The organism is Shimia sp. MMG029, from assembly GCF_027947445.1.
Classification (GTDB): domain Bacteria; phylum Pseudomonadota; class Alphaproteobacteria; order Rhodobacterales; family Rhodobacteraceae; genus Shimia.
In genome coordinates this window covers 66,955-93,314 of the sequence record NZ_JAQJIM010000008.1, presented here as the reverse complement: position 1 = coordinate 93,314, position 26,360 = coordinate 66,955, and the positions used below count along the sequence as shown (strand labels likewise).

General features: G+C 57.6%; 23 protein-coding genes and 1 tRNA gene. 12 read left to right on the top strand and 12 right to left on the bottom strand.

Annotated elements, in window-relative coordinates:
• The first annotated feature begins 35 nt into the window (after nt 1–35).
• A complete protein-coding gene (locus PJL69_RS16995; protein WP_271310729.1) occupies nt 36–671 on the top strand; it encodes a TetR/AcrR family transcriptional regulator in 636 nt (211 codons plus the stop codon).
• A gap of 83 nt (nt 672–754) precedes the next feature.
• Nucleotides 755–1,372: a TetR family transcriptional regulator C-terminal domain-containing protein gene (locus PJL69_RS16990; RefSeq protein WP_271310826.1), complete on the top strand. Its 618-nt coding sequence runs from the start codon at nt 755–757 to the stop codon at nt 1,370–1,372.
• Nucleotides 1,373–1,458: 86 nt separating this feature from the next.
• On the opposite strand, the gene preA is transcribed toward PJL69_RS16990, so the two are convergent.
• Nucleotides 1,459–2,763, bottom strand: coding sequence for an NAD-dependent dihydropyrimidine dehydrogenase subunit PreA (gene preA, locus PJL69_RS16985; RefSeq protein WP_209099312.1), 1,305 nt, complete (start codon nt 2,761–2,763; stop codon nt 1,459–1,461).
• A 17-nt stretch (nt 2,764–2,780) separates the two neighbouring features.
• Complete coding sequence (locus PJL69_RS16980; RefSeq protein ID WP_271310728.1) at nt 2,781–4,103, bottom strand: NAD(P)-dependent oxidoreductase; 1,323 nt, start codon at nt 4,101–4,103, stop codon at nt 2,781–2,783.
• Between the two features lie 400 nt (nt 4,104–4,503).
• Between PJL69_RS16980 and PJL69_RS16975 the strand changes: the two genes are divergently transcribed.
• The gene (locus PJL69_RS16975) at nt 4,504–4,710 is read left to right on the top strand and encodes a cold-shock protein (RefSeq protein WP_209099303.1); all 207 of its coding nucleotides are present in this window, start codon (nt 4,504–4,506) and stop codon (nt 4,708–4,710) included.
• 580 nt (nt 4,711–5,290) lie between these two features.
• On the opposite strand, the gene PJL69_RS16970 is transcribed toward PJL69_RS16975, so the two are convergent.
• From PJL69_RS16970 to pdxH, 4 genes are all read right to left on the bottom strand, one after another.
• Nucleotides 5,291–5,367: transfer RNA gene (locus tag PJL69_RS16970), tRNA-Pro, on the bottom strand.
• Between the two features lie 45 nt (nt 5,368–5,412).
• Nucleotides 5,413–5,847 carry a DUF192 domain-containing protein gene (locus tag PJL69_RS16965; RefSeq protein ID WP_271310825.1) on the bottom strand — a complete coding sequence of 145 codons (435 nt, stop codon included), beginning with the start codon at nt 5,845–5,847 and terminating at the stop codon, nt 5,413–5,415.
• Nucleotides 5,848–5,909: 62 nt separating this feature from the next.
• Nucleotides 5,910–6,467, bottom strand: coding sequence for a cold-shock protein (locus PJL69_RS16960; protein ID WP_209099596.1), 558 nt, complete (start codon nt 6,465–6,467; stop codon nt 5,910–5,912).
• Between the two features lie 97 nt (nt 6,468–6,564).
• Entirely contained in the window at nt 6,565–7,170 is a 606-nt protein-coding gene (pdxH, locus tag PJL69_RS16955; protein ID WP_209099297.1) for a pyridoxamine 5'-phosphate oxidase, read from the bottom strand.
• 127 nt (nt 7,171–7,297) lie between these two features.
• Here pdxH and fabI point away from each other — a divergent pair, with 127 nt between their 5' ends.
• The 9 genes from fabI to PJL69_RS16910 all read left to right on the top strand — a co-directional run bounded on the left by fabI (nt 7,298) and on the right by PJL69_RS16910 (nt 19,062).
• Nucleotides 7,298–8,116 (top strand): enoyl-ACP reductase FabI, encoded by an 819-nt coding sequence (fabI, locus tag PJL69_RS16950; protein ID WP_209099295.1) that lies wholly within the window; start codon nt 7,298–7,300, stop codon nt 8,114–8,116.
• Nucleotides 8,113–8,727 (top strand): LysE family translocator, encoded by a 615-nt coding sequence (locus PJL69_RS16945; RefSeq protein WP_271310726.1) that lies wholly within the window; start codon nt 8,113–8,115, stop codon nt 8,725–8,727. The genes fabI and PJL69_RS16945 overlap by 4 nt, the downstream gene beginning before the upstream one ends.
• Nucleotides 8,727–9,470 (top strand): L,D-transpeptidase family protein, encoded by a 744-nt coding sequence (locus PJL69_RS16940; RefSeq protein WP_271310725.1) that lies wholly within the window; start codon nt 8,727–8,729, stop codon nt 9,468–9,470. Before PJL69_RS16945 ends, PJL69_RS16940 begins: the two co-directional genes overlap by 1 nt.
• Before the next feature lie 79 nt (nt 9,471–9,549).
• On the top strand, nt 9,550–10,068 hold the full coding sequence (gene gpt, locus PJL69_RS16935) for a xanthine phosphoribosyltransferase (RefSeq protein ID WP_271310724.1): 519 nt from the start codon (nt 9,550–9,552) through the stop codon (nt 10,066–10,068).
• Nucleotides 10,069–10,333: 265 nt separating this feature from the next.
• Nucleotides 10,334–11,509: an aminotransferase gene (locus PJL69_RS16930; RefSeq protein ID WP_271310723.1), complete on the top strand. Its 1,176-nt coding sequence runs from the start codon at nt 10,334–10,336 to the stop codon at nt 11,507–11,509.
• Between the two features lie 107 nt (nt 11,510–11,616).
• A complete protein-coding gene (locus PJL69_RS16925; protein ID WP_271310722.1) occupies nt 11,617–13,458 on the top strand; it encodes a peptidylprolyl isomerase in 1,842 nt (613 codons plus the stop codon).
• 14 nt (nt 13,459–13,472) lie between these two features.
• A complete protein-coding gene (gene trpE, locus PJL69_RS16920; RefSeq protein WP_271310721.1) occupies nt 13,473–14,984 on the top strand; it encodes an anthranilate synthase component I in 1,512 nt (503 codons plus the stop codon).
• Nucleotides 14,985–15,549: 565 nt separating this feature from the next.
• Nucleotides 15,550–17,511: a bifunctional 2',3'-cyclic-nucleotide 2'-phosphodiesterase/3'-nucleotidase gene (locus tag PJL69_RS16915; protein ID WP_271310720.1), complete on the top strand. Its 1,962-nt coding sequence runs from the start codon at nt 15,550–15,552 to the stop codon at nt 17,509–17,511.
• Between the two features lie 171 nt (nt 17,512–17,682).
• Nucleotides 17,683–19,062 (top strand): multicopper oxidase family protein, encoded by a 1,380-nt coding sequence (locus tag PJL69_RS16910; RefSeq protein ID WP_271310719.1) that lies wholly within the window; start codon nt 17,683–17,685, stop codon nt 19,060–19,062.
• Nucleotides 19,063–19,133: 71 nt separating this feature from the next.
• Here the strand turns inward: PJL69_RS16910 and PJL69_RS16905 are convergent, their stop codons facing one another.
• The 6 genes from PJL69_RS16905 to PJL69_RS16880 form a co-directional block, all read right to left on the bottom strand.
• On the bottom strand, nt 19,134–22,271 hold the full coding sequence (locus PJL69_RS16905; RefSeq protein ID WP_271310718.1) for an efflux RND transporter permease subunit: 3,138 nt from the start codon (nt 22,269–22,271) through the stop codon (nt 19,134–19,136).
• Nucleotides 22,272–22,274: 3 nt separating this feature from the next.
• Complete coding sequence (locus tag PJL69_RS16900; protein WP_271310717.1) at nt 22,275–23,411, bottom strand: efflux RND transporter periplasmic adaptor subunit; 1,137 nt, start codon at nt 23,409–23,411, stop codon at nt 22,275–22,277.
• A gap of 197 nt (nt 23,412–23,608) precedes the next feature.
• Nucleotides 23,609–23,977 carry a Na+/H+ antiporter subunit G gene (locus tag PJL69_RS16895; RefSeq protein WP_271310716.1) on the bottom strand — a complete coding sequence of 123 codons (369 nt, stop codon included), beginning with the start codon at nt 23,975–23,977 and terminating at the stop codon, nt 23,609–23,611.
• A gap of 12 nt (nt 23,978–23,989) precedes the next feature.
• Nucleotides 23,990–24,259: a K+/H+ antiporter subunit F gene (locus tag PJL69_RS16890; RefSeq protein ID WP_209099279.1), complete on the bottom strand. Its 270-nt coding sequence runs from the start codon at nt 24,257–24,259 to the stop codon at nt 23,990–23,992.
• Nucleotides 24,256–24,747, bottom strand: coding sequence for a Na+/H+ antiporter subunit E (locus tag PJL69_RS16885; protein ID WP_271310715.1), 492 nt, complete (start codon nt 24,745–24,747; stop codon nt 24,256–24,258). Before PJL69_RS16885 ends, PJL69_RS16890 begins: the two co-directional genes overlap by 4 nt.
• Nucleotides 24,744–26,288: a monovalent cation/H+ antiporter subunit D gene (locus PJL69_RS16880; RefSeq protein WP_271310714.1), complete on the bottom strand. Its 1,545-nt coding sequence runs from the start codon at nt 26,286–26,288 to the stop codon at nt 24,744–24,746. The genes PJL69_RS16885 and PJL69_RS16880 overlap by 4 nt, the downstream gene beginning before the upstream one ends.
• Nucleotides 26,289–26,360 lie beyond the last annotated feature (72 nt).

Here is a 26,360-nt window from a genome sequence, read left to right as displayed (position 1 = left end):
ACCATTCGGTCAAGAAAATTCTCAAGGCCCCATTCATGTCCACAACACGCCCCTCCAACAGCAAAAAACTGCGCCGCAAAGAGGCAGAAACGCTGATTTTATCAGCAGCGGAAAAAGTGTTCGCGGAGGCCGGTTTTGGTGGCGCCACCATGCAGCTCATTGCCGATGTGGCCGGGTTGCCCAAGGCAAACCTGCATTATTACTTTCCTACCAAAGAGTTACTCTATCGACAGGTGGTTCAGAATATCTTTGAGATCTGGCTTCAGGCCGCTGACACCTTTGACAACGCCGAAGGCCCCGAAGATGGCATCGGCGCCTACATTGATGCCAAAATGGAGATCTCCCGCCGCCACCCGGATGGCTCAAAAGTCTGGGCCAGCGAAGTAATGCACGGAGCGCCTGTTATTCAGGATTATCTCGAAACCACGCTGGCAGAATGGACAAACGGCAGAGTCAAAGTGATCGAACGCTGGATTGCCGAAGGGCGCATGCAGCCCATCGATCCCCGGCATTTGCTCTATATGCTCTGGGCGACCACGCAGCATTATGCCGATTTTGGCCACCAGATCGAAACCCTCAACCACGGTGCCCCGCTGTCAGATGCGCAATGGGACGAGGCGAAAAACAATATCAAATCCATCATTCTGCGTGGCATCGGCGCGCTAAGCTGAGCATAAGGCGCGCACGTTATTGCCCTATGGACCGCGCCAGCGCGCTCTATTAGCCTAAATGTGACCGAGCTATGGAAAACAATATGCCTGAGGCCCCAACCCGCAAACCCAGCCGCATTCAGCAGCGCAATCGCAAACGCATCCTTGATGCCGCGCTCGAGGTGTTTTCAGGGCATGGCTACCGGGGGGCAACACTCGACTTGATCGCCGAGCAGGCCGGTCTGTCAAAACCCAACATTCTCTATTACTTCAGTGGCAAAGAAGACATTCACGTCACGCTCCTCAACCAGTTGATGGAAACCTGGCTGGACCCGCTGGAAGGCTTGGACGCCGAGGGGGAACCGCTTGAGGAACTCCTGGGATACGTGCACCGCAAACTGGAAATGAGCCGGCAGTTTCCCCGCGAAAGCCGGCTGTTTGCCAATGAGATCGTGCAAGGCGCGCCGCGCATGGCCCCGCATCTGGAAACCGGGCTAAAGCCGTTGTTTGATCGCAAGGTCACCCTGATCAACCGCTGGGTGAGAGAGGGGCGCATTGCCCCGGTTGAACCACGCCATCTGCTGTTTTCCATCTGGGCCACAACCCAGCACTACGCCGATTTTGATGCGCAGGTTCGCGTGCTTACAGCGGATGAAACCGATGTGCTGGATGGGGCCGAAACCTATCTGGAACAAATGTACCGCAAGCTGCTCACCGTCTGAGCCCACGGCACCAACACGCTTGTTCTTCGTCAAAAAAATGCGCCGCTGCCATCCCCAGCAGCGGCGCATCTGCGTCTTGCGACGACTTACTCTGCAGCTGTCGCCGCGGGATTGTTGGGATGCGCGGTCCAGTTGCCATATTCGGCCGCAACGGGCGTCCCGGTGCGCTCATCCATCTCACCCACATCCAGCGTGCGCATGGTGATACAGTTCTCCACCGGACACACGTTGACACACAGGTTACAGGCCACGCATTCGTCATCCTTCACGGTGAACACACGGTCTTCTGACATCTCGATCGCCTGATGGCTGGTGTCCTCACAGGCCGCATAGCAGCGCCCGCACTTGATACAATCGTCCTGATTGATCACCGCTTTGGTCACGTGATTGAGGTTCAGATACTGCCAGTCGGTGACATTCGGCGTCGCCATGCCGACAAAATCTGCGGTGGAGGTATAGCCCTTCTCATCCATCCACTGGGACAGACCAGAGATCATCTCTTGAACGATCTTAAAGCCATAGGTCATCGCCGCCGTACAGACCTGCACATTGCCTGCCCCCAGCGCCATGAACTCCGCCGCATCCCGCCAGGTGGTCACGCCACCAATGCCAGAAATCGGCAGGCGCGCGGTTTCAGGGTTACGCGCGATCTCTGCCACCATATTAAGCGCAATCGGCTTCACCGCAGGGCCGCAATAGCCGCCATGCGTGCCTTTGCCATCAATCATCGGCTCCGGGCTCATCGCATCAAGGTTCACCGAGGTGATCGAGTTGATCGTATTGATCAGGCTCACCGCATCCGCCCCACCGCGCAGCGCGGCTTCCGCAGGATAAAGAATATTGGTGATGTTGGGCGTCAGCTTCACAATCACCGGCAGGTCGGTGGCCTCTTTACACCAGCGCGACACCATCTCGATATAGTCCGGCACCTGCCCCACAGCGGAACCCATGCCCCGCTCAGCCATGCCATGCGGGCAGCCAAAATTCAACTCAAACCCGTCACAGCCGGTTTCTGCGATCATCGGCAGGATGCGCTTCCACGCATCCTCCTCACAGGGCACCATGACCGAGGCGATCAGCGCGTGATCAGGATAATCCCGCTTCACCCGCGCCATTTCCTCCAGATTCACCTCCAGCGGACGGTCGGTGATCAGCTCAATGTTGTTGAGCCCCAGCAGACGCCGATCCGCACCGTGAATCGCGCCATAGCGCGGCCCGTTTACGTTCACCACCGGCGGGCCTTCCGCCCCCAGCGTCTTCCAGACAACGCCGCCCCAGCCGGCGTCAAATGCGCGGCGCACGTTGTATTCCTTATCCGTCGGCGGCGCGGATGCGAGCCAAAACGGGTTGGGGGATTTGATCCCGACAAAATCACTTTCGAGATTGGCCATATCGCTTATCTCCTACCTTACGCCGACAGTGCAGCGTGAATGTCTTCGGCCGCATCGCGGCCCTCGGCAACGGCGGTCACGGTCAAATCATCGCCACCCGTGGCACAATCGCCCCCGGCCCAGATGCCCTCCACAGAGGTCCGGCCGGTCTCATCAACCTTGATCTTACCCCATTCCAGCGCCGGCAAGCCTTCGCCCACCAACGTCTGACCAATCGCCTTAAACACCTGATCCGCCACCAGACGCACACTTTGCCCCGTCGGCTTCAAATCATCATCGGTGTACTCAAACTCGATCTCGCGCACCGCGCCATTGCCAATCACCGCTTTGGGCGACGCATTGGTGATAATCCGCACCCCTTTGGAGGCGGCCAGATCCTGCTCAAATTCTGAGGCGTTCATGCGATCTTTGCCACGGCGATAGACAAGGCTCACGTTCAGCGCGCCGAGCAGCTTGGCCTGCACCGCGGCATCAACTGCGGTCATCCCGCCGCCGATCACCACAACATCGCGCCCGATTTCCAACTGGGTGAGATCCTTGGCCTGACGCAGCTCCGCGATGAAATCCACCGCATCCTCCACGCCGTCCTTGTCCTCGCCGTCCACACCCAGCGCGTTCACGCCGCCCAGACCAATGCCCAGGAACACCGCGTCAAACTCGGCCTTCAAGCGCTCCAGCGACAGCCCGTCGCCCAGCTTCTTGCCGGTCTCAATCGAGATACCACCGATTTGCAGCAGCCAGTCCACCTCGCGCTCCGCAAAACTGTCGACCGACTTATAAGCCGCGATGCCAAATTCATTCAGCCCACCCGCCTTGGCGCGCGCATCATAAACGGTCACGTCATGACCATGCATCGCCAGACGGTGCGCCGCAGAAAGCCCCGCAGGCCCCGCGCCCACAACCGCCACTTTCTTACCTGTGGAGGCTGCGCGCTCAAACGGATGTACGCCCGCATCCACCAGCACATCTGTGGCATAGCGCTGCAAGCGACCAATCTCCACCGGATTGCCTTCCGCTGTCTCGCGCACGCAAACCTGCTCACACAGGGTCTCTGTCGGGCACACACGCGCGCACATGCCGCCCAGAATATTCTGATCCAAAATCGTCTTGGCCGCCGCTTCCGGCGTGCCGGTGGCGATCTGGCGAATGAACAATGGAATGTCGATGTCTGTCGGACAGGCCGTCATACAAGGCGCATCGTGACAGAAGTAACAGCGATCCGCGGCAACAAGTGCCTCGTGATCATCAAAGCGGGGGTGCAAATCCCCAAAATTTTCGGCCAGTTCCGCAGAGGTCAGTCGCCCTGCCTGAATGCCATTGCTGAACAGTGTGTTGGACATAAGACCTCCCAGACACCTATTTGGCTACCCACTCAGGCTTGCACAGGGATTCGACTCAGGCAACAATTTTTTACCGACCGGTCAAAATAATCCACGCGCGCGCCGATCAACGCCCATAGATTAAACAGTGCAGCCCAAATCACTCCCTCTCCCTAAGGTTGATTAGTCCCGTTCAAACCGTCAAAACCACGTCCCAATTGCCACTCAAGCACAGCAGAATGCCGCTTTTCATGCAATTTTCACACGATACAGCTTGCAATGCGGCGTTAAGGCATACAGATAAAAAGCGCTAAGTTTTCATCTTCGACCATCTGCTCCTATTTTGGACTCAGTCATTCGATCATGTGACCGAGCCGCGCTGTTGCATTCCGTGGACAGCATAAGATCAGGAGAAACGACGATGGCCACAGGCACCGTCAAATGGTTCAACACCACCAAAGGCTTCGGCTTCATTGCACCGGACGAAGGCGGCAACGATGTGTTTGTACACATTTCTGCTGTTGAGCGTTCCGGTCTGACCGGCCTCGCAGACAACCAAAAAGTCAGCTACGAGCTGCGCGCGGGCCGTGACGGCCGCGAAAGTGCTGTGGATCTGGCGCTGCTGTAAGCCGCCGGTGATTGGAAAGAAAGGCGCTGCATTTGCAGCGCCTTTTTTTATTTGTGCAACACCCCTGGTCGCATCTCTCAAACCCACGTTAATTGGCAAAAAGAACGATGCTAGCTGTGATGAACATCACCAGCGTAATTGGCGCCCACAGGCGTCGCTCTGGCCGTGAGGGCGTGATCCAGTTCGCAACACAGGACACACCCTGCACCCCCAAAGCAGCCCAACCGGTCCACGCGGGCCAATGTGGCCACCACCCTGTCTGAGACGTGATCCCGAATGCCATACCAACCAAAATGAAAATAGAAAGCACCGCCACTAGGCGGCCTCTGGCAGGCAGCGGACCTTTTACCTGCCCTCCCTGCGTAATCTCGCCCCACGGTGCCCCAAAGATCAAAGCAACCTGAAACCCGATCACACAGCAGCACGCAGCGACGTAGACATATGGAAGAAAACCAAACGACATCTTGCGCAGAACTTTGACAAAGTCGCCTTGCCCAAACCAGCCCTTAAACAGAAAAAAGCGCCACCCGAAGGTGACGCTTTTTTTCTTTCTCCTCAGTGGGTTACCCCAGAGGAACGGTGGTCGGGACGGCAAGATTCGAACTTGCGACCCCCTGTACCCAAAACAGGTGCGCTACCAGGCTGCGCTACGCCCCGATCCGTGAGGCACCGTTTACCCCCACTGTTCGGGAATGAAAACCCCTAACAACGCCAGTTTGCGATTTCTTGTAAAAAAAATGGGTGCCGCATGGCGCTTCCCTTTGTAATTCCTAGAGATTTTGCCATTCCGCCATTGATTTCGAGCACGTATCGGATGGCTTCTCCACCCGGAATCGGGGTCTCATCAAGGGGAATCGCCTCGTGATGTATGTGCTGAATCACACCGGCCTCATCTGCAAACAGCATATCGAGAGGAATCAGTGTGTTTTTCATCCAGAAAGACACGGGTCCCGTGCGCTCATAAATGAAAATCATACCCCCACTGGCAGCCATCGCCGGGCGATTCATCAAGCCCTGCGCACGTTCATCAAACGTATCTGCCACTTCTACGGAGAATCGCGCCTGCCCCCAGTCCCCTTTGATCCAAAGGGTGTCTTCTCGGCAGGCACCTTGGGCCGCGCTGCGGTCTGGCAACATGCCAGACAAAGCCACTGCGACCAATACGGCGCCGATCTTTTGGCCGGCGCCCTTCTTCTGTTTTAGGAAAGTTCCAATGCTGCGTTTTCCCACGCCAATACCTCGGTTGCCATGCGACCACGTTTACCGTCGATCACACGCAGCGCCAAGGCTTCACCCGGCTGAAGGTCCGCCAGGCCAGAGCGGCGCAGAACTTCGATGTGCAGGAAAATATCTTCCGAGTTGCCAAAAACATTGGCAAAGCCAAAGCCCTTGCCTTTGTCAAACCACTTCACCCGTGCTGGCTCCAGAGGGGTGGCGCGAATCTCACTCAGGTCCATACCTTCGAAGTCCGCCAAAGCCACAGGAGCCTCTGTCATCGGCGCTTCGATTTTATGCACTTCAACGGCCTGTGCACCGCGATTTGTCGTCTGGATCGACACCTCAATAACGGAATTATCCGCAACAGAGCTTTGGCCAAAATTGCGCAAAACATTCGCATGCAGCAAGATATCTGGACCACCTTCATCAGAAACAATGAAGCCGAATCCTTTGACCGGATCGAACCACTTCACCACACCAAAGATACGTGTGGTGTCTTTCTCTAGAGTACTCAATGCCTCAACCTTAGTTTGTATCATCCCCATGATGAAGCTCATCATTGCTGCATCTGGGGCAAATCGGCAAGCGCAAAAATATCTTGCATTTCATGCGCTTGCCTGTCGATTGCTGTGATGACTATGGGTTCAAGCGGGCAATTTCCCACTGTTTTTCAGGCGTTTCGCGCGTCCAACGAAAGCGATCATGCAAACGAAATGCACCATCCGCCCAGAACTCTATTTCAATGGGATTAATCCGGAATCCCCCCCAAAAATCAGGCCGTTTCGGGCTTGTGCCATGTTGCGCGGTGATTTTTGCCACTTTTGCCATCAATTCGGCCCGCGATCCGAGCGGATGGGACTGTTTTGACGCCCAGGCCCCCAGCCGACTTTTGAGACTGCGCGACTCAAAATATGCATCTGCCTTTGGGCCCTCTTCGCGTACAACGTGTCCGCGGACACGGATCTGGCGGCGCAGACTCTTCCAATGCATCACAAAGGCCGCCGCACCGGCGCTTTCCACTTCCTGGGCCTTTGCACTGCCGTAGTTGGTGTAAAAAACGAAAGCATCCTCTTCGACATCTTTCAACAACACCATCCGCGCATTGGGCATGCCAGTGGCATCCACCGTCGACAAGGCAATCGCATTCGGATCATTGGGTTCGCTCTTCTCGGCCTCTTTCAGCCAAGACCGTGCAATCTCAAACGGGTCATCGCCCGCAAATATCCCGGTACGGTCTGTCATCTATTCTCTCCGCTCGCCTTAGGGCCACACCGCATATGGTGCCGATTAGCTGCTTTGTGAAGCTCTTGATGCACCATGCGCAATCGCCTAAAGGTCAGCAACAACGATTTGGGACTGGGAGTGCGGTATGTCAAATCAACTCATGGCAGGCAAACGTGGCCTGATAATGGGCCTCGCCAACGACAAATCCATCGCGTGGGGCATTGCCAAGGCCTGCGCCGATGCGGGCGCGGAACTGGCCTTTTCTTACATGGGCGAAGCCTTCAAGAAACGCGTCGGGCCACTGGCCGATCAGTTGGGCGTGGACACACTGATTGATTGTGATGTGTCTGATGCGGCCTCCGTCGATGCGGCGTTTGCCGAAATCGAAGCCAAATGGGGCAAACTCGATTTTATCGTTCACGCCATTGGCTTTTCGGACAAAAACGAGCTGCGCGGCCGCTATGTCGACACGTCCAAGGACAACTTCCTGATGACCATGGACATCTCGGTCTACTCCTTCACCTCGGTGATGCAGCGTGCCGAAAAACTCATGAAAGATGGCGGCTCCGCCCTTACCCTCACCTATTATGGCGCTGAGCAGGTGATGCCACATTATAATGTCATGGGTGTGGCCAAAGCCGCGCTTGAGGCCTCTGTCAAATATCTGGCCGAAGACCTCGGCAAAGACGGCATTCGCGTAAACGCAATTTCCGCAGGCCCGATCAAAACGCTAGCCGCGTCCGGCATTGGCGATTTCCGCTACATCCTGAAATGGAACGAGCTGAATTCGCCCCTGCGCCGCAATGTGTCTATTGAGGATGTGGGCAACTCTGCGCTCTATCTTCTGTCTGATTTGGGCAGTGGCGTGACCGGCGAAAACCTGCACGTCGACGCGGGCTACCATGTGGTTGGCATGAAAGCTGTGGATGCGCCTGACATCGACGCTGTGGTGGGCCGCAAATGAGCCTCGCTGCCTTTATCGCGACCATCTCGCTCTGCCTGATGGCTGCGATCAGCCCCGGGCCTGCCGTTTTGATGGCAGCGCGCGTAGGGCTGCGTGATGGCCTGAAAACCGGTGCCGCGCTGGCCGCTGGCATCGGCCTTGGCGCGGTTTTCTGGGCCGCCGCCGCCCTCTTCGGTCTGGCGTTGCTTTTTGAATATGCGCCTTTCCTGCTGACCGCGCTGAAAATCGGCGGCGCCGCCTTCCTGATCTGGACCGCGATTAAAATGTGGCGCACCGCAGATGTGCCTCTGGAAGACGGCGAAGACGCCGCCGCCCTGCCCACGCTATGGTCAGCCTTCCGCCTTGGCATCTGGACACAGCTCGCCAATCCAAAGCCCGCCGTGTTCTTTGGCGCGGTCTTTGTCGGCACCGTGCCAAGCGACGCAACGCCCCCGGCGCTGGCGCTTGTGCTCCTGTGTATTTTCCTCGGAGAGTTTCTCTGGAATACCGCCGTGGCGCGCCTGTTTTCTTTCAGCAAAACACGTGAGGTCTATGTCGGCCTAAAGCACTGGATTGACCGCATCTTTGGCGGGCTTCTGGCCGCGCTCGGCATAAAAATCGCAGCGCTTTGATGCGCCGCCTCTTGGCGATCTTTGTGGCATGCAGCGCGCTTGCGGTGCTTGCCATCCAATACACGCCGCAAATCCCGACACTGAAACCTGATCTGCGATCTCCGCTTTCTGGCATTTCTGAAATCCGCGCCTACCAGACGCCGCGCCTCAGCAAAGCCATGGCCGATGCAGGCACCCGCCTTGGGGCACCAACCTACATCCGCATCTTTAAAGAAGAAAAAACCCTCGAACTCTGGCTAAAATCAGAGGCGGGCCCATACCAGCTCTTCAGATCCTACCCAATCTGCAACCATTCCGGCGCGCTTGGCCCCAAGTTGAAAGAAGGCGACCGCCAATCACCCGAGGGCTTCTACCGCGTGGACAAAGCCGCGCTCAACCCAAACAGCCGGTTTCATCTGTCGTTCAATCTGGGCTTCCCCAACCGCTATGACCGCGCGCAGGGGCGCACCGGCAGCTATCTTATGGTGCACGGAGATTGTGTCTCTGTTGGCTGCTACGCGATGACCGATCCCATGATCGAAGAAATCTATGTCACCGTAGAGGCCGCGCTGAAGGGCGGGCAGGCTTTTGTGCCGGTCCACGCCTTCCCTTTCCGTCCCACACAGGCGCGGCTCGCCAAAGCCTCTGGCCACCGTTGGGAAAGCTACTGGCACAGTCTCGCCCCCGCCTACCACAGCTTTGCCAGCAGCCATCAACCACCAGCCATTTCTGTGCAAGATGGCCGCTATGTCGTCACGCCATAACCACAACAATCAAACGGTTTGCGCAGCAAAGCGCTTCTGCTAGAAGAGCCGAAATCTGCCACAAAGGGGTGAGTCCACCATGAGCGAGCGTCTGCCACACGAAAAAGGTTTCCACATCAGCTGGGATCAAATCCACCGCGACAGCCGGGCATTGGCGTGGCGTCTGGACGGCAAAGGCCCTGATGATGGCGCATGGCGCGCAATTGTCGCGATCACCCGTGGTGGCATGGCGCCTGCGATGATTGTGGCGCGCGAGCTCGACATCCGTGTGGTCGACACCATTTCCGTGAAATCCTACCACTCCGGCGGCGGCAAAGCTGACCAGCGCCGCGAGGCCGAAATCCTGAAAGCGCCAGATGCCGCGCTGATGGGCGACGGCGAAGGCGTGCTGATCATCGACGATCTGGTGGATTCCGGCAAAACGCTGGAGCTCGTCCGTGAGACCTACCCCAAGGCGCATTTCGCCACCGTCTACGCAAAGCCACAGGGCGAGCCTCAGGTCGACACTTTCATCACCGGTGTCAGCCAGGACACATGGATCTTCTTCCCGTGGGATATGGCCCTGCAATATGTTGAGCCCTATCGCGGCACCGACTGATCTTTGAGGATCTGCCGCCCTGTGTCTGGGGAGGCGTGTGAAAGGGGGCGCTGCCCCCGCCCCATCACAGACGGGACTCCCCCGGGATATTTTGAGCAAGAGGAAGGCCACTTAGCCCATAAATCTGCCGATCCTGACTATCGCACGCGCTCAGGCAAACATCTGCTTGCACATCCTTGCATTGGCGGCTTTTCTGCAGGAAAGCCGCTGATCCTCCCGCCTCTCGCACATAGGGCGGCCTCACCACAGATTTCAGGATGCCGCCATGACCGTGTCTCGCACCAACGCCACCTTTGCCCCGCCCGTAATGGAGGCCCGGCGCTGGCTTGAGGACGTGCGTTTCTCAGAGGAGAAACCGCTCATCAACGTCAGCCAGGCTGCGCCCGTTGCCCCGCCGCCAGAGGCGCTGCGCCGCCACATTGCCGACACGGCACTGAACGTGGCGGAGGCTCATCTCTACGGCCCGGTGCTCGGGCTGCCAGAGTTGCGCGCCGAAGTGGCCAGCCAGTGGAGCGCGGCCTATGGCGCAGAAATTGCACCAGATCAGGTGGCAATCACCTCCGGCTGCAATCAAGCCTTCAGCGCAGCGCTTGCCGCAATTGCCAGCGAAGGGGATGAAGTTATCGTTCCAACCCCTTGGTATTTCAATCATAAAATGTGGCTCGACATGCAGGGCGTCACCGCTGTGCCGCTCAAAACAGGCGCGGCACTTCTCCCTGATGTGGCGCAAGCCGCGCCGCTGATCACCCCGCGCACGCGCGCCATTGTGCTGGTCACCCCCAACAATCCGGGCGGTGTGGAGTATCCAGCGTCCCTTGTGCGGGAGATGTATGATCTCGCCAAGGCCCATGGGCTGCGTCTGATCGTGGATGAAACCTATCGCGACTTTGATTCTCGTGACGGCGCGCCGCATGACCTGTTTTCTGACCCCGATTGGGCGGACACGCTGATCCACCTCTATTCTTTCTCCAAAGCCTACCGTCTCACCGGTCATCGTGTGGGCGCTATGGTCAGCAGCTCCCAGCTTTTGGCGGAGGCCGAGAAGTTTCTGGACACCGTCGCCATCTGCCCCAACCAGCTTGGCCAGCATGCGGCCCTCTGGGGCATGCAAAACCTGTCCGATTGGCTGTCAGAAGAGCGCGAAGAGATCCTTGATCGCCGTGCCGCTATCACCGAAAACCTACCAAAAATCGACAAAAATGGCTGGAAACTGCGTGGTGTGGGCGCATATTTTGCCTATTTCGAACATCCTTTCGATTTGGCCAGTGACGATCTCGCCCAAAGGCTTGTGCGTGACCACGCCATCCTCACCCTGCCAGGTACCATGTTCATGCCCGAGGAGGATCCGGACGCCGCCCGCACCCTGCGCATCGCCTTTGCCAATGTCGATCGCGACGAAATCGGCGTGCTTTTTGACCGCCTCGCAACGGTCGCCTACTGAGCGCGCACTCTGCACCTCCGGGCAGGCCAATGTGGCTTGCCCCCCCTGCCCCAACCGCGTAGACCTTGCCCTCAGAAACTTGAACGATCACAGGGCGGACAACCGACATGGCGCAGAGCAAAACCTCTAAAACAGCGGTCTGGATTCTCATGGGCCTGCTCATTCTGGGCTTGGGTGGCTTTGGCGCAACCAGCCTCACAGGCACCGTGCATTCCGTCGGCTCTGTGGGCGACAAAGACATCTCCGTGGATGCCTACGCCCGCGCCCTTCAGGAAGAGCTGCGCGCCCTTGAGGCACAGACCGGCCAGTCGCTGCCGTTCGTGCAGGCACAGGCTTTCGGCATTGACCGTCTCGTGCTGTCCCGCCTCGCCACCACCCGCTCACTTGATGCGGAAAACGACCGCCTTGGTCTCTCCATCGGCGACGAAAACCTGCGCAGTGAGCTGCTCAACATCCCCGCCTTTCAGGGCCTTGATGGCTCCTTTGATCGCGATGCCTACAGCTTTGCCATCGATCAGGCAGGCATGAGCGAATCCGAATTCGAAGACAGCGTGCGCGAGGACACCGCCCGCAGCCTGCTGCAAGGCGCAGTTGTCTCCGGCCTCAACATGTCGGACGCCTACGCCGATGCTGTGATTTCCTACATCGCCGAAGAGCGTGATTTCACTTGGGCCCAGCTCAGCGCAGAGAACCTGACCCGCCCAGTTGAGACCCCATCGGAGGCCGACATCGCCGCCTACTATGAGGCCAATCAGGACAGCTTCATGGTGCCCGCCACCCGTCAGATCACCTATGCATGGCTCAGCCCGGACATGATCATCGATCAGGTCGAAATCGACGAAACCGCGCTTCAGGCGCTCTATGAAGAGCGTGACGCTGAATTCAACCGCCCGGAGCGCCGTCTGGTGGAGCGCCTCGCCTTTGGCGATGAAGCCGCCGCCGAAGCCGCGCTCGCGGAAATCACCGCAGGCACCGCAACCTTTGAAGCACTGGTCGAAGGCCGTGGTCTTGACCTTGCAGATGTGGATATGGGCGACGTGACCAAAGCTGAGCTCAGCGCCGCGGGCGAAGCCGTGTTCCTCACCCCCGTGGGCGGCGTTGCAGGCCCCGTGCCATCCGACCTTGGCCCGGCGCTCTTCCGCGTGAACGGCATCCTGCCTGCACAAAACACCAGCTTCGAAGACGCCAGCGCCATCCTGCGTGATGAGCTCGCCGCAGACCGCGCCCGCCGTCTGATTGAAACCCAGATCACCGACATCGATGATCTGCTCGCCGCAGGCGCCACCCTCGAAGAGCTGATTGACGAAACCGATATGCAACTCGGCAGCGTCGATTGGCACAGCGCCGTCGATCACCCGCTTGCAGGCTACGAGGGCTTCCGCGCCACCGCCTCCGCTGTGACAGACAGCGACTTCCCACAGATCGAAGTGCTTGAAGATGGCGGCATCTTTGCCCTGCGCCTTGACGGCGAAACCGAGGCCCACCCGGCCCCGCTCGAAGATGTGACAGAGGCCGCAGCCGCAGCCGTCACAGCAGAGCGCACAGCCGACGCGCTGAAAGCGCTCGTTGACGGGCTAATGCCACGTCTGTCCGAAGGCACCGAAATCGCCTCCTTCGGCTTCACCGCGGTTGAGGAAACCGGCATGGATCGCGGCGGCTTCATTCCCGGCACCCCGGCAAACTTCCTGTCCTCCGTGTTCGAAATGGAAACCGGTGAGATCCGCGTCCTTGACAGCGCAAACGGCGTGATCCTTGTGCGCCTTGATGCCATCACCGAGCCAGCGAACGACGAGCCAGAAATCGCCGCCCTCAAATCGCGCATCACCACGCAGCTGGCCAGCGGCGTGTCTCAGGACATGTTCCAGGCTTATGCCGAGGCGCTGCAAGCGATGTATCCGGCAGAGATCAATCAGCAGGCACTGAATGCAGTGCACGCGCAGTTCCAATAAGAAAGGTCGCCAAGGTGGACCTGACCCCGAGCTTTGAAGACTTCGCCACCGCCTATGAGGCGGGCCAAAATCAGGTTGTCTACACCCGGCTCGCCGCCGATCTGGATACCCCTGTGTCGCTCATGCTGAAGCTCACCGGCGCGCATAAAGATGCCTTTATGCTGGAATCGGTGACCGGTGGAGAGGTGCGCGGGCGCTATTCCATCATCGGCATGAAGCCTGATCTGATCTGGCAATGTCATGGCACCGACAGCCGCATCAACCGGTCTGCGCGCTTTGATCCGGATGGCTTCGCGCCACAGGATGGCGATCCGCTCACCAACCTGCGCGCCCTGATTGAGGAAAGCCGCATCGACCTACCCGAAGATCTGCCACAGGCCTCCGCCGGTCTGTTTGGCTATCTTGGCTATGATATGATCCGGCTGGTTGAGCACCTGCCAAACATCAACCCTGATCCGCTTGGCCTGCCCGATGCCTGCATGCTGCGCCCCTCTGTGGTGGCCGTGCTGGATGGTGTGAAAGGCGAGGTCACCGTGGTCTCCCCCGCATGGGCCAGCGAAGGCCAATCCGCCAAAGCCGCCTATGCACAGGCCGCCGAACGTGTGATGGATGCGGTGCGCGATCTGGAACGCGCCATGCCACAGGCCGCACGCGATCTGGGCGAAGCGCGCGAGGTGGCCCCGCCCACCTCCAACTTCACCAAGGAAGGCTATATGGCCGCGGTGGAGAAGGCCAAAGACTACATCAAGGCAGGCGACATCTTTCAGGTGGTTCCCGCGCAGCGCTGGACACAGGATTTCCCGCAGCCGCCGTTTGCGCTCTACCGTTCCCTGCGCCGCACCAACCCCTCGCCGTTTATGTTCTACTTCAACTTCGGCGGTTTTCAGGTGGTGGGCGCAAGCCCCGAAATCCTCGTGCGGGTCTTTGGCGACGAAGTGACCATCCGCCCGATCGCAGGCACCCGCCCCCGTGGCGCAACGCCGGAAGAGGACAAGGCGCTCGAAGAGGATCTGCTGGCCGACAAGAAAGAGCTGGCCGAGCACCTCATGCTGCTCGATCTGGGCCGCAACGACACCGGCCGCGTGGCCAAGGTCGGCACCGTGCGCCCCACCGAGAAATTCATCATCGAGCGGTATAGCCATGTGATGCACATCGTCTCCAACGTCGTCGGCGAACTGGCCGAGGACAAAGACGCGCTGGATGCCTTCTTTGCTGGCATGCCTGCTGGCACCGTCTCCGGTGCGCCCAAAGTGCGCGCCATGGAAATCATCGACGAGCTGGAGCCGGAAAAACGCGGCATCTATGGCGGCGGTGTGGGCTACTTCAGCTCCGGTGGCGACATGGACATCTGTATCGCCCTGCGCACCGCGATTGTGAAAGACGAAAAGCTCTACATTCAGGCTGGCGGCGGCGTTGTCTATGACAGCGACCCGGAGGCCGAGTACATGGAGACCGTCCACAAATCCAACGCCATCCGCCGCGCCGCCGCAGACGCCGCCCGCTTCACCGGCAACGGCAATACGTGAGCGAGACCGTAAAGCGTCCTTCTGAAAACCAGCAGCACGCGGTCACCACCCTTTCACGGACGGCGAAGCCGACCAGCCCCCGACCCTCCCCAAGGGAGGGGGCTTCACCCCCACCCAGTGTCGGGGGCTGGCCTCTTTGACCGGAGGCAAGCCTTCTCGTTTCATTGGACCGCGCTCTCTCACAACTCACCGCCCAACACCCGCCCTACCACGGAGAAATTTCGCGGGATTTGACAGCCTTTGGCTGCGCTCTGCCCCCCGCAACAAGTCCGTTTTTAAGTCCTCCCCACATGGCATGTTGTGTTGCGCGCTCCCCCCGTTGCGCCGCGCGCCACATTAATCCGCGCCGCCCGAAAATCGCACCTCCGCAATACAGCCGCATTACCGACGCGATACCGACGTCAAATCCGCCGCCAATTTAAGTGTTAACGCGCAAACATCCGCCGCCGTCGCAGAAGTTTATCCACCCGGTCAAATAGCTGTTACAGTCACCTTATTGATTGCCCCTAAACCCGCCTTGGCGCCTGTCTGGCGGGCCTCATTCATTTCCAACAGCGAGGGTCCCATGTCTCAATTCACCCTGTCCCGCCGTCATTTCCTCGGTGCCACCGCAGGCTTCATCGCGCTGCACCCGTTCTCCGCAAAAGCCTCGACAAATCAAGCACATCTGCGGATCATGGAGACCACAGATCTGCACGTGCATGTTTTCCCCTATGACTATTACGCCGACAAACCGCGCGACACAGTCGGCCTTGCCCGCACCGCCTCCCTGATCAAAGAAATCCGCGACGAGGCCACAAATTCGCTCTTGATCGACAACGGCGATTTCCTGCAGGGCAACCCCATGGGCGACTACATCGCCTACGAACGTGGCATGAAAGAAGGCGACAGCCACCCCATCATCACCGCCATGAACGCCGTGGGCTTCGACGCAGCCACAATCGGCAACCACGAGTTCAATTACGGCATTGATTTCCTTATGAAATCCATGGCCGGTGCGGGCTTTGAAACCGTGCTCTCCAACATTTCTCTGGAGCAAGGCGCCACCGCTCGCGAGGACAAAACCCTCTTCAAACCCTACGCCATTCTGGACCGCGAAATCACCGATGGCGCAGGTGAGAAACATCAGATCAAAGTTGGCGTGATCGGCTTCACACCACCCCAAGTCATGAACTGGGATCGCCGTCATCTTGAGGGAAATGTGCAGGCGCGTGACATCGTTGAAACCGCGCAAGCCTTTGTTCCGCAGATGAAAGAAGAAGGCGCTGACATCATTATCGCGCTCAGCCACTCCGGCATCGGCGCAGCTGATCACTCCGACGGCATGGAAAACGCCTCCGTCCCACTGGCTGCCGTTGATGGCATTGACGCCGTGCTCACCGGCCACCACCACCGCGTCTTCCCCTCCTCCGCTTATGAGGGCATGGCAGGCGTCGACGTCGCCGCTGGCACCCTCATGGGCAAGCCCGCCGCCATGGGTGGTTTCTGGGGCTCCCACCTCGGCCTGATCGACCTCATGCTGGAACGCGACGGCAACGAATGGCGCATCGTCAGCCATAGCACAGAGGCCCGCCCGATCTCCAAGCGCAACGAGGATCGCACTATCACCGCATTGGTGGAAAGTCAGCAGAACGTATTGAAATCCGTACAGAAAGAGCATGACGAAACGCTCGCCTATGTGCGCCGCGCCGTTGGCAAAACCGATGCCCCACTGCACAGCTACTTCGCGCTGGTGGCCGATGACCCCTCGGTGCAAATCGTCTCCATCGCGCAGCTCTGGTACATCGAGCAAATGATGAAAGGCACCGAATACGAGGGCCTTCCCATCCTCTCTGCCGCTGCGCCGTTCAAGGCGGGTGGCCGGGGTGGCCCGGAATATTACACAGACGTGGCCAAGGGCGACGTGGCGATCAAAAACGTCTCCGACCTCTACCTCTATCCCAACACCGCCCGCGCGGTGAAAGTGACAGGGCAAGAGGTCAAAGACTGGCTCGAGCGCTCCGCCGGGATCTTCAATCAGGTGGAGCCGGGCAAAGCCGATCAGGTGCTCTTGAATCCGGATTTCCCGTCCTACAACTTTGATGTGGTGGACGGTGTCACCTATCAAATCGACCTGTCCCAACCCTCAAAGTTTGATCCCAAAGGCGCGCTGATCAACGCTGATGCCAACCGCATCGTGAATCTGATGTTTGACGGCAAGCCCTTGGACCTGAACGCAGAATTCATCATCGCAACCAACAACTACCGCGCGGGCGGCGGCGGCAAATTCCCCGGTGCTATGGGCGACACCATCGTGTTTGAAGGACCAGACACCAACCGTGACGTCATCGTGCGCTACATTGTAGAGAAAGGCACCATCAGCCCCCGCGCCGACGCCAACTGGACCTTTGCGCCCCTGCCCGACACCTCAGTCCTGTTTGATACAGGGCCGAAGGCAGCGGAGTACAGCGACAGCGTCGAAGGCGTCTCTATTGAGCCCGCAGGTGAAGGCCCAGACGGCTTCGCCCGCTTCCGCATTCAACTTTGATCCCTCACGAATGCGAAGGGACCGGAACCAACTCTGGCCCTTTCGCAGCCTCTTTACCCAAATCATTCGCCATCCAGCGCATTCACTTCTCTGTTATTGGCATCTGCGCCTAGAGATCCATTACCTTGCACCCAGCGCGATCATTCCAAACTGAGAGCACAGGAGCGGCAAATGAATGTAACTAGAAGACGGTTTCTAAAAGCCACAGCAGCACTTTACCTTTTGCCCACACTATCGAAAGCGAACGCTCCCAGCGCTATTCTGGAAGCCAAAGCGGCAAGTATGCAATTGATTGGTGCTGAATTTGGCGACTATCCAAAAACTGAAATCTGGGGCTTTCAAGGCACTGTCCCCGGCCCACTCCTACGCTTCAAACAGGGGGACACCCTACGACAAACGCTGCACAACAGTCTGCCACAACCGACCTCAATACACTGGCATGGGGTGCGGCTGCCCAATGCAATGGATGGCGTTCCCGGCTTCACTCAGGATGCAGTGCCAACCGGCGAGACATTTGATTATGCCTTTCCTTTGAAAGATGCCGGAACCTATTGGTATCACTCACACAATCGATCCACAGAACAGGTTGCGCGCGGCCTTTACGGCGTGATCGTTGTCAAAGAACACACTCCACCTGATGTAGAGCATGACATCGTAGTCGTTCTGGACGACTGGCGCCTCGACGAAACCGCACAGATCACCGATGACTTTGGTGCCATGCACGACTGGACCCACGCCGGACGTATGGGGAACTATGTCCACGCCCATCTGACCCCCTCACCTGATACCTTGCAGAAAAACGCGCGCGTGCGATTGAGGTTTGTCAATGTGGCCTCTGACAGGGTCATGACCATCGCCATTCAAGGTGGCAGCGGCAAAGTGGTAGCGCGCGACGGCATGCCATTGCAGGCGCCCGAAGCTCTTGGCGCACTGGTCTTTGGGCCGGCAGAGCGTGCCGATGTGATACTCGACGTCAACCCTTCAGAAGCGCAGGCTCTTCAGATTGTTTTTCTAGAACGAGACACGGGCTACTTGCTGCACGAAATCCCACTCGCAGGTGATGCGGTGGCCACCCGCGGACCAATCCAGGCGCTGCCTGCCAATCCCGTCACCTACCTATCCGACCTCGAAGGAGCCCGCGAGATCCCGCTGGTGATGGAAGGCGGTGCCATGGGCCGCATGGAAACCGCAACATTTGATGGTGAAGACCTCTCCACGCGTGAATTGGTACAAAAGGGAAAAGTCTGGGCATTCAACGGCATCGTTGGCATGCCAGACGCCCCGCTCGCCACCCTGCGACAGGGCGAACTGGTTCGCATGCCGATTGCGAATGACACGGCCTTTGCCCATGCGATGCATCTCCACGGCACGCACTTTCAAGAGGTGCTGCCAGACGGCGGTTTCGGTCCGATGAAAGATACACTTTTGGTGCAGCCACGCGAAACGCGCGAAATCGCCTTTGTCGCCCCTCCTCCCGGTAAGTGGCTGTTTCATTGCCACATGCTGTCTCATCAGTCCGCTGGCATGAAAACTTGGTTTGAAGTGGTTTAGTCCACGTGCGCAACCGACAACAAAAAGGGCCGGAGATCACTCCGGCCCTTTTTCGCAAATATCATACGGCGCTAGACTGCATCTGTGGGCTCAGCTTTTCGACCAAAGCCTTTGATCCATTCGCGCATGCCCTGCAGCAGCACATAGAGGATCGGCACCAATATCACACCAATCACCGTAGCGGCGAGCATGCCGCCAAACACCGCGACGCCGATCGCTTTCTGGCTTGCCGCGCCTGCACCACTCGCGGCGAGCAATGGCACAACGCCAAGCAGGAATGACAAGGCGGTCATCATCACAGCGCGGAAACGCTGACTTGCTGCTTCGATCGCTGCTTCACGGATGGACAGCCCAGCGGCTCGGCGCTCCATCGCGAACTCCACGATCAGAATGGCGTTTTTGGACGCCATACCGATCAGCATGATCATCCCGATCTGCGTGTAAAGGTTCACATCCCCACCTGAGACAGCCACCGCGGCCAAGGCGCCAAAGAGTGCCACAGTCACGGAAAGCAGAATACCAACGGGCATGGTCCAGCTTTCATACTGAGCCACAAGGAAGAGATAGCCAAACACCACAGCCATGATCAGGATCAGGATCACCAAACCGCCTGCGGCCTGCTGCTGTTGCGCGGTCCCTGTCCACTCATAGGAGTACCCCGGTGGCAACGCTGTTGCCGCCTCTTCTTCCAGAACGCGGATGGCATCCCCGGTTGAGAGCCCTTCTTTGGGAACACCGGTCACAGTGGCTGCGCGGAACATGTTGTAGCGATTGAGCGCGACAGGCCCCAACTCATTGCGCACAGTGACAAGGGTCCCCATAGGTACCATTTCGCCGGTTTGCGAGCGCACATAGAGCGCGTTGATGTCTTCAACCTGTGTGCGGAAGTCTCCATCTGCCTGAATCATCACCCGATAAACACGACCAAAAAGGTTGAAATCGTTTACATAGATAGAACCCATGTAGCCCTGCAAAGTGGTGAAAACATCAGAGATTGAGACATTCAGGGACTTGGCTTTCTCCCGGTCTAGGTCCACGAAAACCTTCGGCACGTTGGCCCGGAATGTGGAATAGCTTTGTGCCATCTCGTCACGTTGATTGGCCGCATAGACGATCGAGCCCACAGCCGCAGCAAGATCCTGCGCTGTGCCTCCCCCGGTCTGTTGCACCTTCATCTCAACGCCGGCACTCAGGCCCAAGCCAGAAATGGGTGGCGGGTTGAAGGCAATCACACTGGCCGCGATCTCTTGGTTGGCGATGCCATAGACCTTTTGCAAAATACCATCTGCACTCAATTCAGCAGTGGGCCGTTCGTCCCATGGCGCCAGATTGAGGATGATCATCGCACCGTTAGAGCCAGAGCCCGTCAACAAACTGAATCCATTCACCTGAACAGACCCAATCACGCCAGGCACCTCCATGAGCTTCTCATTGAGACGTAACGCCACTGTTTCTGTCCGTTCAAGCGAAGCCGCGTCAGGCAACTGGACATCCACAAACAGGGTTCCGTTGTCTTCAAGCGGGATAAAGCCTGCTGGCAGGGATTTCAGCAGCGTCCCCGAACTCAGACCGAGCCCAATCAGCACAGCGATCGCGATCAGTGGAATGCGCACCAAACGCCGCACGATACCGACATAGCCATTGCGCGCGCCATCCACGCTTCGCTCAAAGACCTTAAGCAGCCCCTTGGGCCCCTCCGGATTGCGTGGTTTCAGGATCAAGGCACACAACGCCGGAGACAGTGTCAACGCGTTGATCGAGGAGATCACAACCGCCACGGAAATGGTCACCGCAAATTGTGTATAAAGACGCCCCGTTATGCCCGGCATAAAGGTTACAGGCACAAACACTGCCAACAGTACGAGCGTTGTGGCAATCACTGGTCCCGTGATCTGCCCCATCGCCTTGCGCGTGGCCTCTGCGGCGGGCAAGCCCTCCTCTGCGATGATACGCTCAACGTTTTCAACCACCACAATCGCGTCATCCACCACGATCCCAATCGCCAACACCAGCGCAAAAAGCGAAATCGTATTCAGCGACATGCCAAAGGCCAGAAGGAACGCAAAAGCACCAATCAAAGACACGGGGATTGCAATCGCAGGGATCGCCGTGGCCCGTAGGTTACCGAGGAAGATGAAAACAACCGAAATCACCAGAATGAACGTCAGGATCAGCGTAGACACCACGTCATTCAGGGACTGTTCCACAAACAGCGTGCTGTCATACGGAATTTCATAGGTCACATCATCGGGGAAGGCCCGTGACAGGCGATCCATCTCTGAAATCACCTTTTCAGCGACAGCCAGCGCGTTTTCACCCGGCGCCTGATAAATTGCCAAAACGGTTGCTGGGCTGCCGTCCGCGCGACCAGAGGCATTGTAGTTGCTGGAGCCCAACTCCACCCGCGCAACGTCTTTGATGCGCACAATACTGCCTGCCTCACCGGTGCGCAGGACAATGTCTTCAAACTCTTTTACCGTCGTCAAACGGCCCTTGGATTTGATCGTGTACTGAAACTGTTGACCGGTTCTGATCGGGGGCGTGCCAATCTGGCCGGCAGACACTTCAAGGTTCTGTTCGCGAATGGCGGTCACCAGATCACCGGGCGTCAATCCAAGGCTCGCCATACGGTCTGGATCCATCCACATCCGCATCGAATACTCAAAGTTCGTCATCACATCCGCACGGCCAACACCTTTCACGCGGGCCAGTGCATCGCGGATATTGATCGACGCGTAGTTGGACAGGAACACCTCATCATAGGTGCCCTTGGGCGAGCTTAACGTCACAATCAACAACATGTTGGTGGAGGACTTCTGCGTCACAACCCCACTGTCCGTCACCTCGGTCGGCAGCTGAGAAGTCGCCTGCGCCACGCGGTTCTGCACGTTCACAGATGCAATGTCAGGGTCTGTCCCAACTTCAAACGTGATTGCGAGATTGTAAGATCCCGTATCGGTGCTGTCTGACGACATGTAAATCATGTCATCCACACCATTCACCTGCGCCTCAATCGGCGCAGCCACTGTGTTTTCCACCGTCTCGGAGTTTGCCCCGGTATAGGTGGCTGAAACGTTTACCACAGGGGGCGTAATATCAGGAAATTGTTCAACCGGCAGCGCGTTGTATCCGATGGCCCCCATAATGGTGAGGACCAAAGAGATCACAAACGCCATTTTCGGGCGCTTAATGAAAATCGTTGAGAACACGGCTTATTGCTCCTCTGTCGGCTGGCCCGCCAGAACCGCATCCACCTCGACACCGGGGCGCACACGTTGCAGACCTTCGACAATCACGGCTTCACCTTCGCGCATACCGTCTTCGACAACCACGGCCGCTTCAACCTGTCGGCCCAGCGTCACATAGCGCTGTTCCACGGTTTGCTGCTCGCCAACCACAAGAACAAAGTCGCCGCGCTGATCGCGTTGCACCGCTGCCTGTGGGATCATCAGAACCTGCGAAGGCTCCGCGCTGGAAATGCGAAGATTGAGAAAGGCTCCATCAAGCAACAGCCCGCGTGCGTTATCAAACTGAGCACGCAGTGTGATTGTACCTGTGGTCGGATCAATGCGGTTGTCCGCAAACACAATCCGTCCGATTTCATCCAACTCATCTCCATTCGGCAAGATCGCATGGACGTCTGGCGCTTTGCCTTCGTTTGCAAGCTCATCGACTGTTGCGTCATGTTGCTCCATCACACTGACCAACTGCTTCTCCGACAGGGAGAATTCTGCGTAAATTGGCGCCGTGCGCACAATGTTGATCAGGGAGGCGGATCCGGTGCCAACCAATTCACCAACACTTACAGATGCGCGGCCCACGCGCCCATCAAATGGCGCATGCACTTTGGTATAGTCCACATCCAACTGGGCCTGTTCAATGGCGGCCTTCGCCATTTCCACCTGCGCCTTTGCGACCTCATTGTCAGCCAGCGCAACATCGCGATCGGCTTCGGTGCCCACATCTCTTTCAAACAGCTCTGTCTTGCGCACCAACTCCACTTCGGTCAGACGCAAATTTGCCTCGGCCTGAGCCAGATCTGCCTGACGTGCAACCAATGTCGCCTCATAGACCTCAGGCTCGATCTCAAACAACAGATCACCTGCCGAGACAACATCCCCATCTTTCACATGGATCTTTTCGACAAATCCGCTCACACGGGCCACCAAATCCACCTTGTCGATCGCCTCCCCCTTGCCGATGAAAATCGCTTCATCCAGCAATTCGTCTGTGTAGGCAGCGGCGATAGAAACCTTGGGGGCTGGCGCGTCCTGTGCAAGAGTTGCGGACGCAGCCAAAGAAACAGGCAAAGCCACGGTTGCCATGCGCATGAACTTAAAAAAAGTCATATGATATTCCCATATGGATTTTGAGATCCAATTCGCTGGTGCAGAAAACAGGATCGAAACAAAGCAATAGCACTAAAACATGCGCTTACAGCTTCGGCAAGTGCTGCAAAATTTACAGCTCGTCACTAAGCCAAATTCGGCGTCGATAAGAATTTGCGCGCCACTTAGGATCTGAAGAGGCACGCAACAAAGGTAAGTCAGTCCTGATCAAAGGCGTTTGGTGGATCGTCAAATACGGCCCATCCATACGCTCCGTCACACTTTGGCAGGTCCTTAGGTTTCATCGATGCTTGAATGTAAGCCTTAGACACGAAATGCGCGGCCACAGGGGCCGTGATGAACAAAAACAGCGTGATCAACAATTCATGGAAAGACAACTGGCCTTTGACCAAAAGAAAATAGAGCATCGACGCAATCAACACCCCGCCAACGCCCAATGTCGTCGCCTTGGTTGGGGCATGTAGCCGCTGCATACTGTCGCGCAACTTGATGAGCCCGAAACTGCCAACAAGTCCAAAGACACCTGCCACCACCAGAAAAAAAGCGATCAAAACTTCCACAAACATCTCTCGCTCTCCCTATTCGATAATGTCGCCGCGCAACACAAAACGACAATAGGCGACGGTCGAAACGAACCCCACCATCGCCACAAGCATCGCCGCTTCATAATAAATCGCAGTGCCGCGCAAGATACCGTAAAGGACAAGCAAAGCGATCAAATTGATGACCATGGTGTCCATCGCAAGAATACGATCCGCAGCAGAGGGGCCGCGCGCCATACGCCACAGACACAGAAGCAAGCCGAAACCAAAACAGAAGAAGGCAAAATGAAGCGCAATTGTGATCATGGGAAAATCTCCTTCAATCGGCGCTCGTAGCGGTGTTTGATCTGGTCTCGCACCGCTTCGGGGTCATCGGTATGCAAACAATGCACCAGAATACTCGCGCTGTCTGCGCTGAGCATGGCAGAGACCGTCCCCGGTGTCATGGTGATCGTTCCAGCCAAAATCGTAATCGCCTCAGGAGAGGTAATGTCCAGCGGAACCTCCACCCATTGGGAATGTATCGTTTTGTTGCGTTTGAACAAAATGATTGCCGCCACCTGAAAATTCGCGACAACAATATCCCAAAGCACAATCGCCATGTAGCCCGCAACATGGACGGGTTTGCGCACAGTTGGGCGGCCCGGCCAATATGGCGCGGTGATCATCGGCACAACCACGCCAAAGAAACCACCAAGAAGCACATTCCCAACAGTCACCTTATTGACAAGCATCAGCCAAACCACAGTGAGCGTGAGGCTGAAAAACGGGTGCGGTAGAAGTCTGCTCATCATTTCAGCACCTCCCCGGCAGGGCGCAGCACTGCCTCAATATAACTTGTGACGTCAAAAATCTGAGCGGCAGCGGCATCCATATACACAGAGATCGGTCGTGCTGCAGCCACCAACATGGCCATCATAAACAACATCGTGAAGATCGATGTGAGTTTCTGCGCATTCAACGGGGAGCGGTCACTTCTGGCCACCCACTGCGCATCTGGATCCCCATTCGGATTGCGTCTTGCTTTCCAAAACAAAATACTGCCTGCCCGCGCAAAGCCAACGATGGTGATCAAAGAGCCGACCAGAATGGCCACCCAAGCCACCGTCATCCAAGCCGTGTCGCGCACTGCATCCAGAACCAACAGCTTGCCAAAGAACCCACTCAATGGCGGCATCCCGGTCATGGCGATGGCCCCTGCAAAGAACAATGCGGAGAAAATACCGTGTTTCTCTGTCTCCATCTGCGGCGTCAGGGCGTCATTGCCGCGGCGGCGCGTCACCAAGTCCGCCAACAAGAAAAGCGCTGCGGCAGCAAAAGTTGAATGCACCATATAGTAAAGCGCAGCTGACATAGCCTCAGGAGTCATGCCAGAAATTGCAAAGGTCAGCGTTCCCATAGATCCAATCACTGCAAACGACAGCATTGGCATAAACCGTTTCGCCGCCAATGCGCCAAAGGCGCCAACCGCCAGGGTGAGCGTCGCCGCAGGCACAAGCAGGGTGGTGATCAGCCCGTCAGTGGCCACAACGTCAGGGCCAAAAATCAACGTATAGACACGGATGATCGCATAAGCGCCCACTTTGGTCATAATGGCAAACAGTGCAGCCACAGGCGCTGGTGCGTTTGAGTAGGTGCCAGGCAGCCAGAAATGCACTGGCACCAGCGCCGCCTTTATGGCAAAAACCATCAGCAACAGCACGGCCGCGACACGCACCAAGGCGGCATCCTCCATCGGAATGGCCCGCACTTTTTCTGCGAGATCCGCCATATTCAGCGTGCCGGTCGCAGCATAGAGCGCCCCGAGCGCAAACAAGAACAGCGTCGACCCGGCCAGGTTCATCACCACATACTGCAACCCGGCGCGCATCCGCACACGCCCGCCCCCGTGGATCATCAACCCATAAGAGGCGATCAGCAGCACTTCAAAGAACACAAACAGGTTGAACGCATCACCGGTCAGGAAAGCACCGCAAACGCCCATAAGCTGAAACTGGAACAGCGCATGGAAATGCCGCCCCCGTTGGTCGCGGCCCGTTGCCATCATATGCCACAGCACCACCAGTGCCAGAATACTGGTGAGCAAAACCATCATTGCAGAGAGACGATCCAGCACCAATACAATGCCAAAAGGCGCAGGCCAGTCGCCCAGATAATACACATGGGTGCTGCCATCCATGGCCAAAATCGTCAGCCCAACTGCAATCGCTGCCAGCGCCACAGCCCCCAAAGCGGACGCCGCGCGGGCCAGCACAATGTCGTGGCGCATCACAAAGGCGATGATCGGCGCCAGCAGAGCAGGCAGAATAACAGGCGCAATAATCCAGTGGTTCATACGCCAAGCCCCTTTAGTGCTTCTTCGTCCGCAGCATCCGCCTCGCTCAGGCTAGCGCGCGCACGTGCCGCC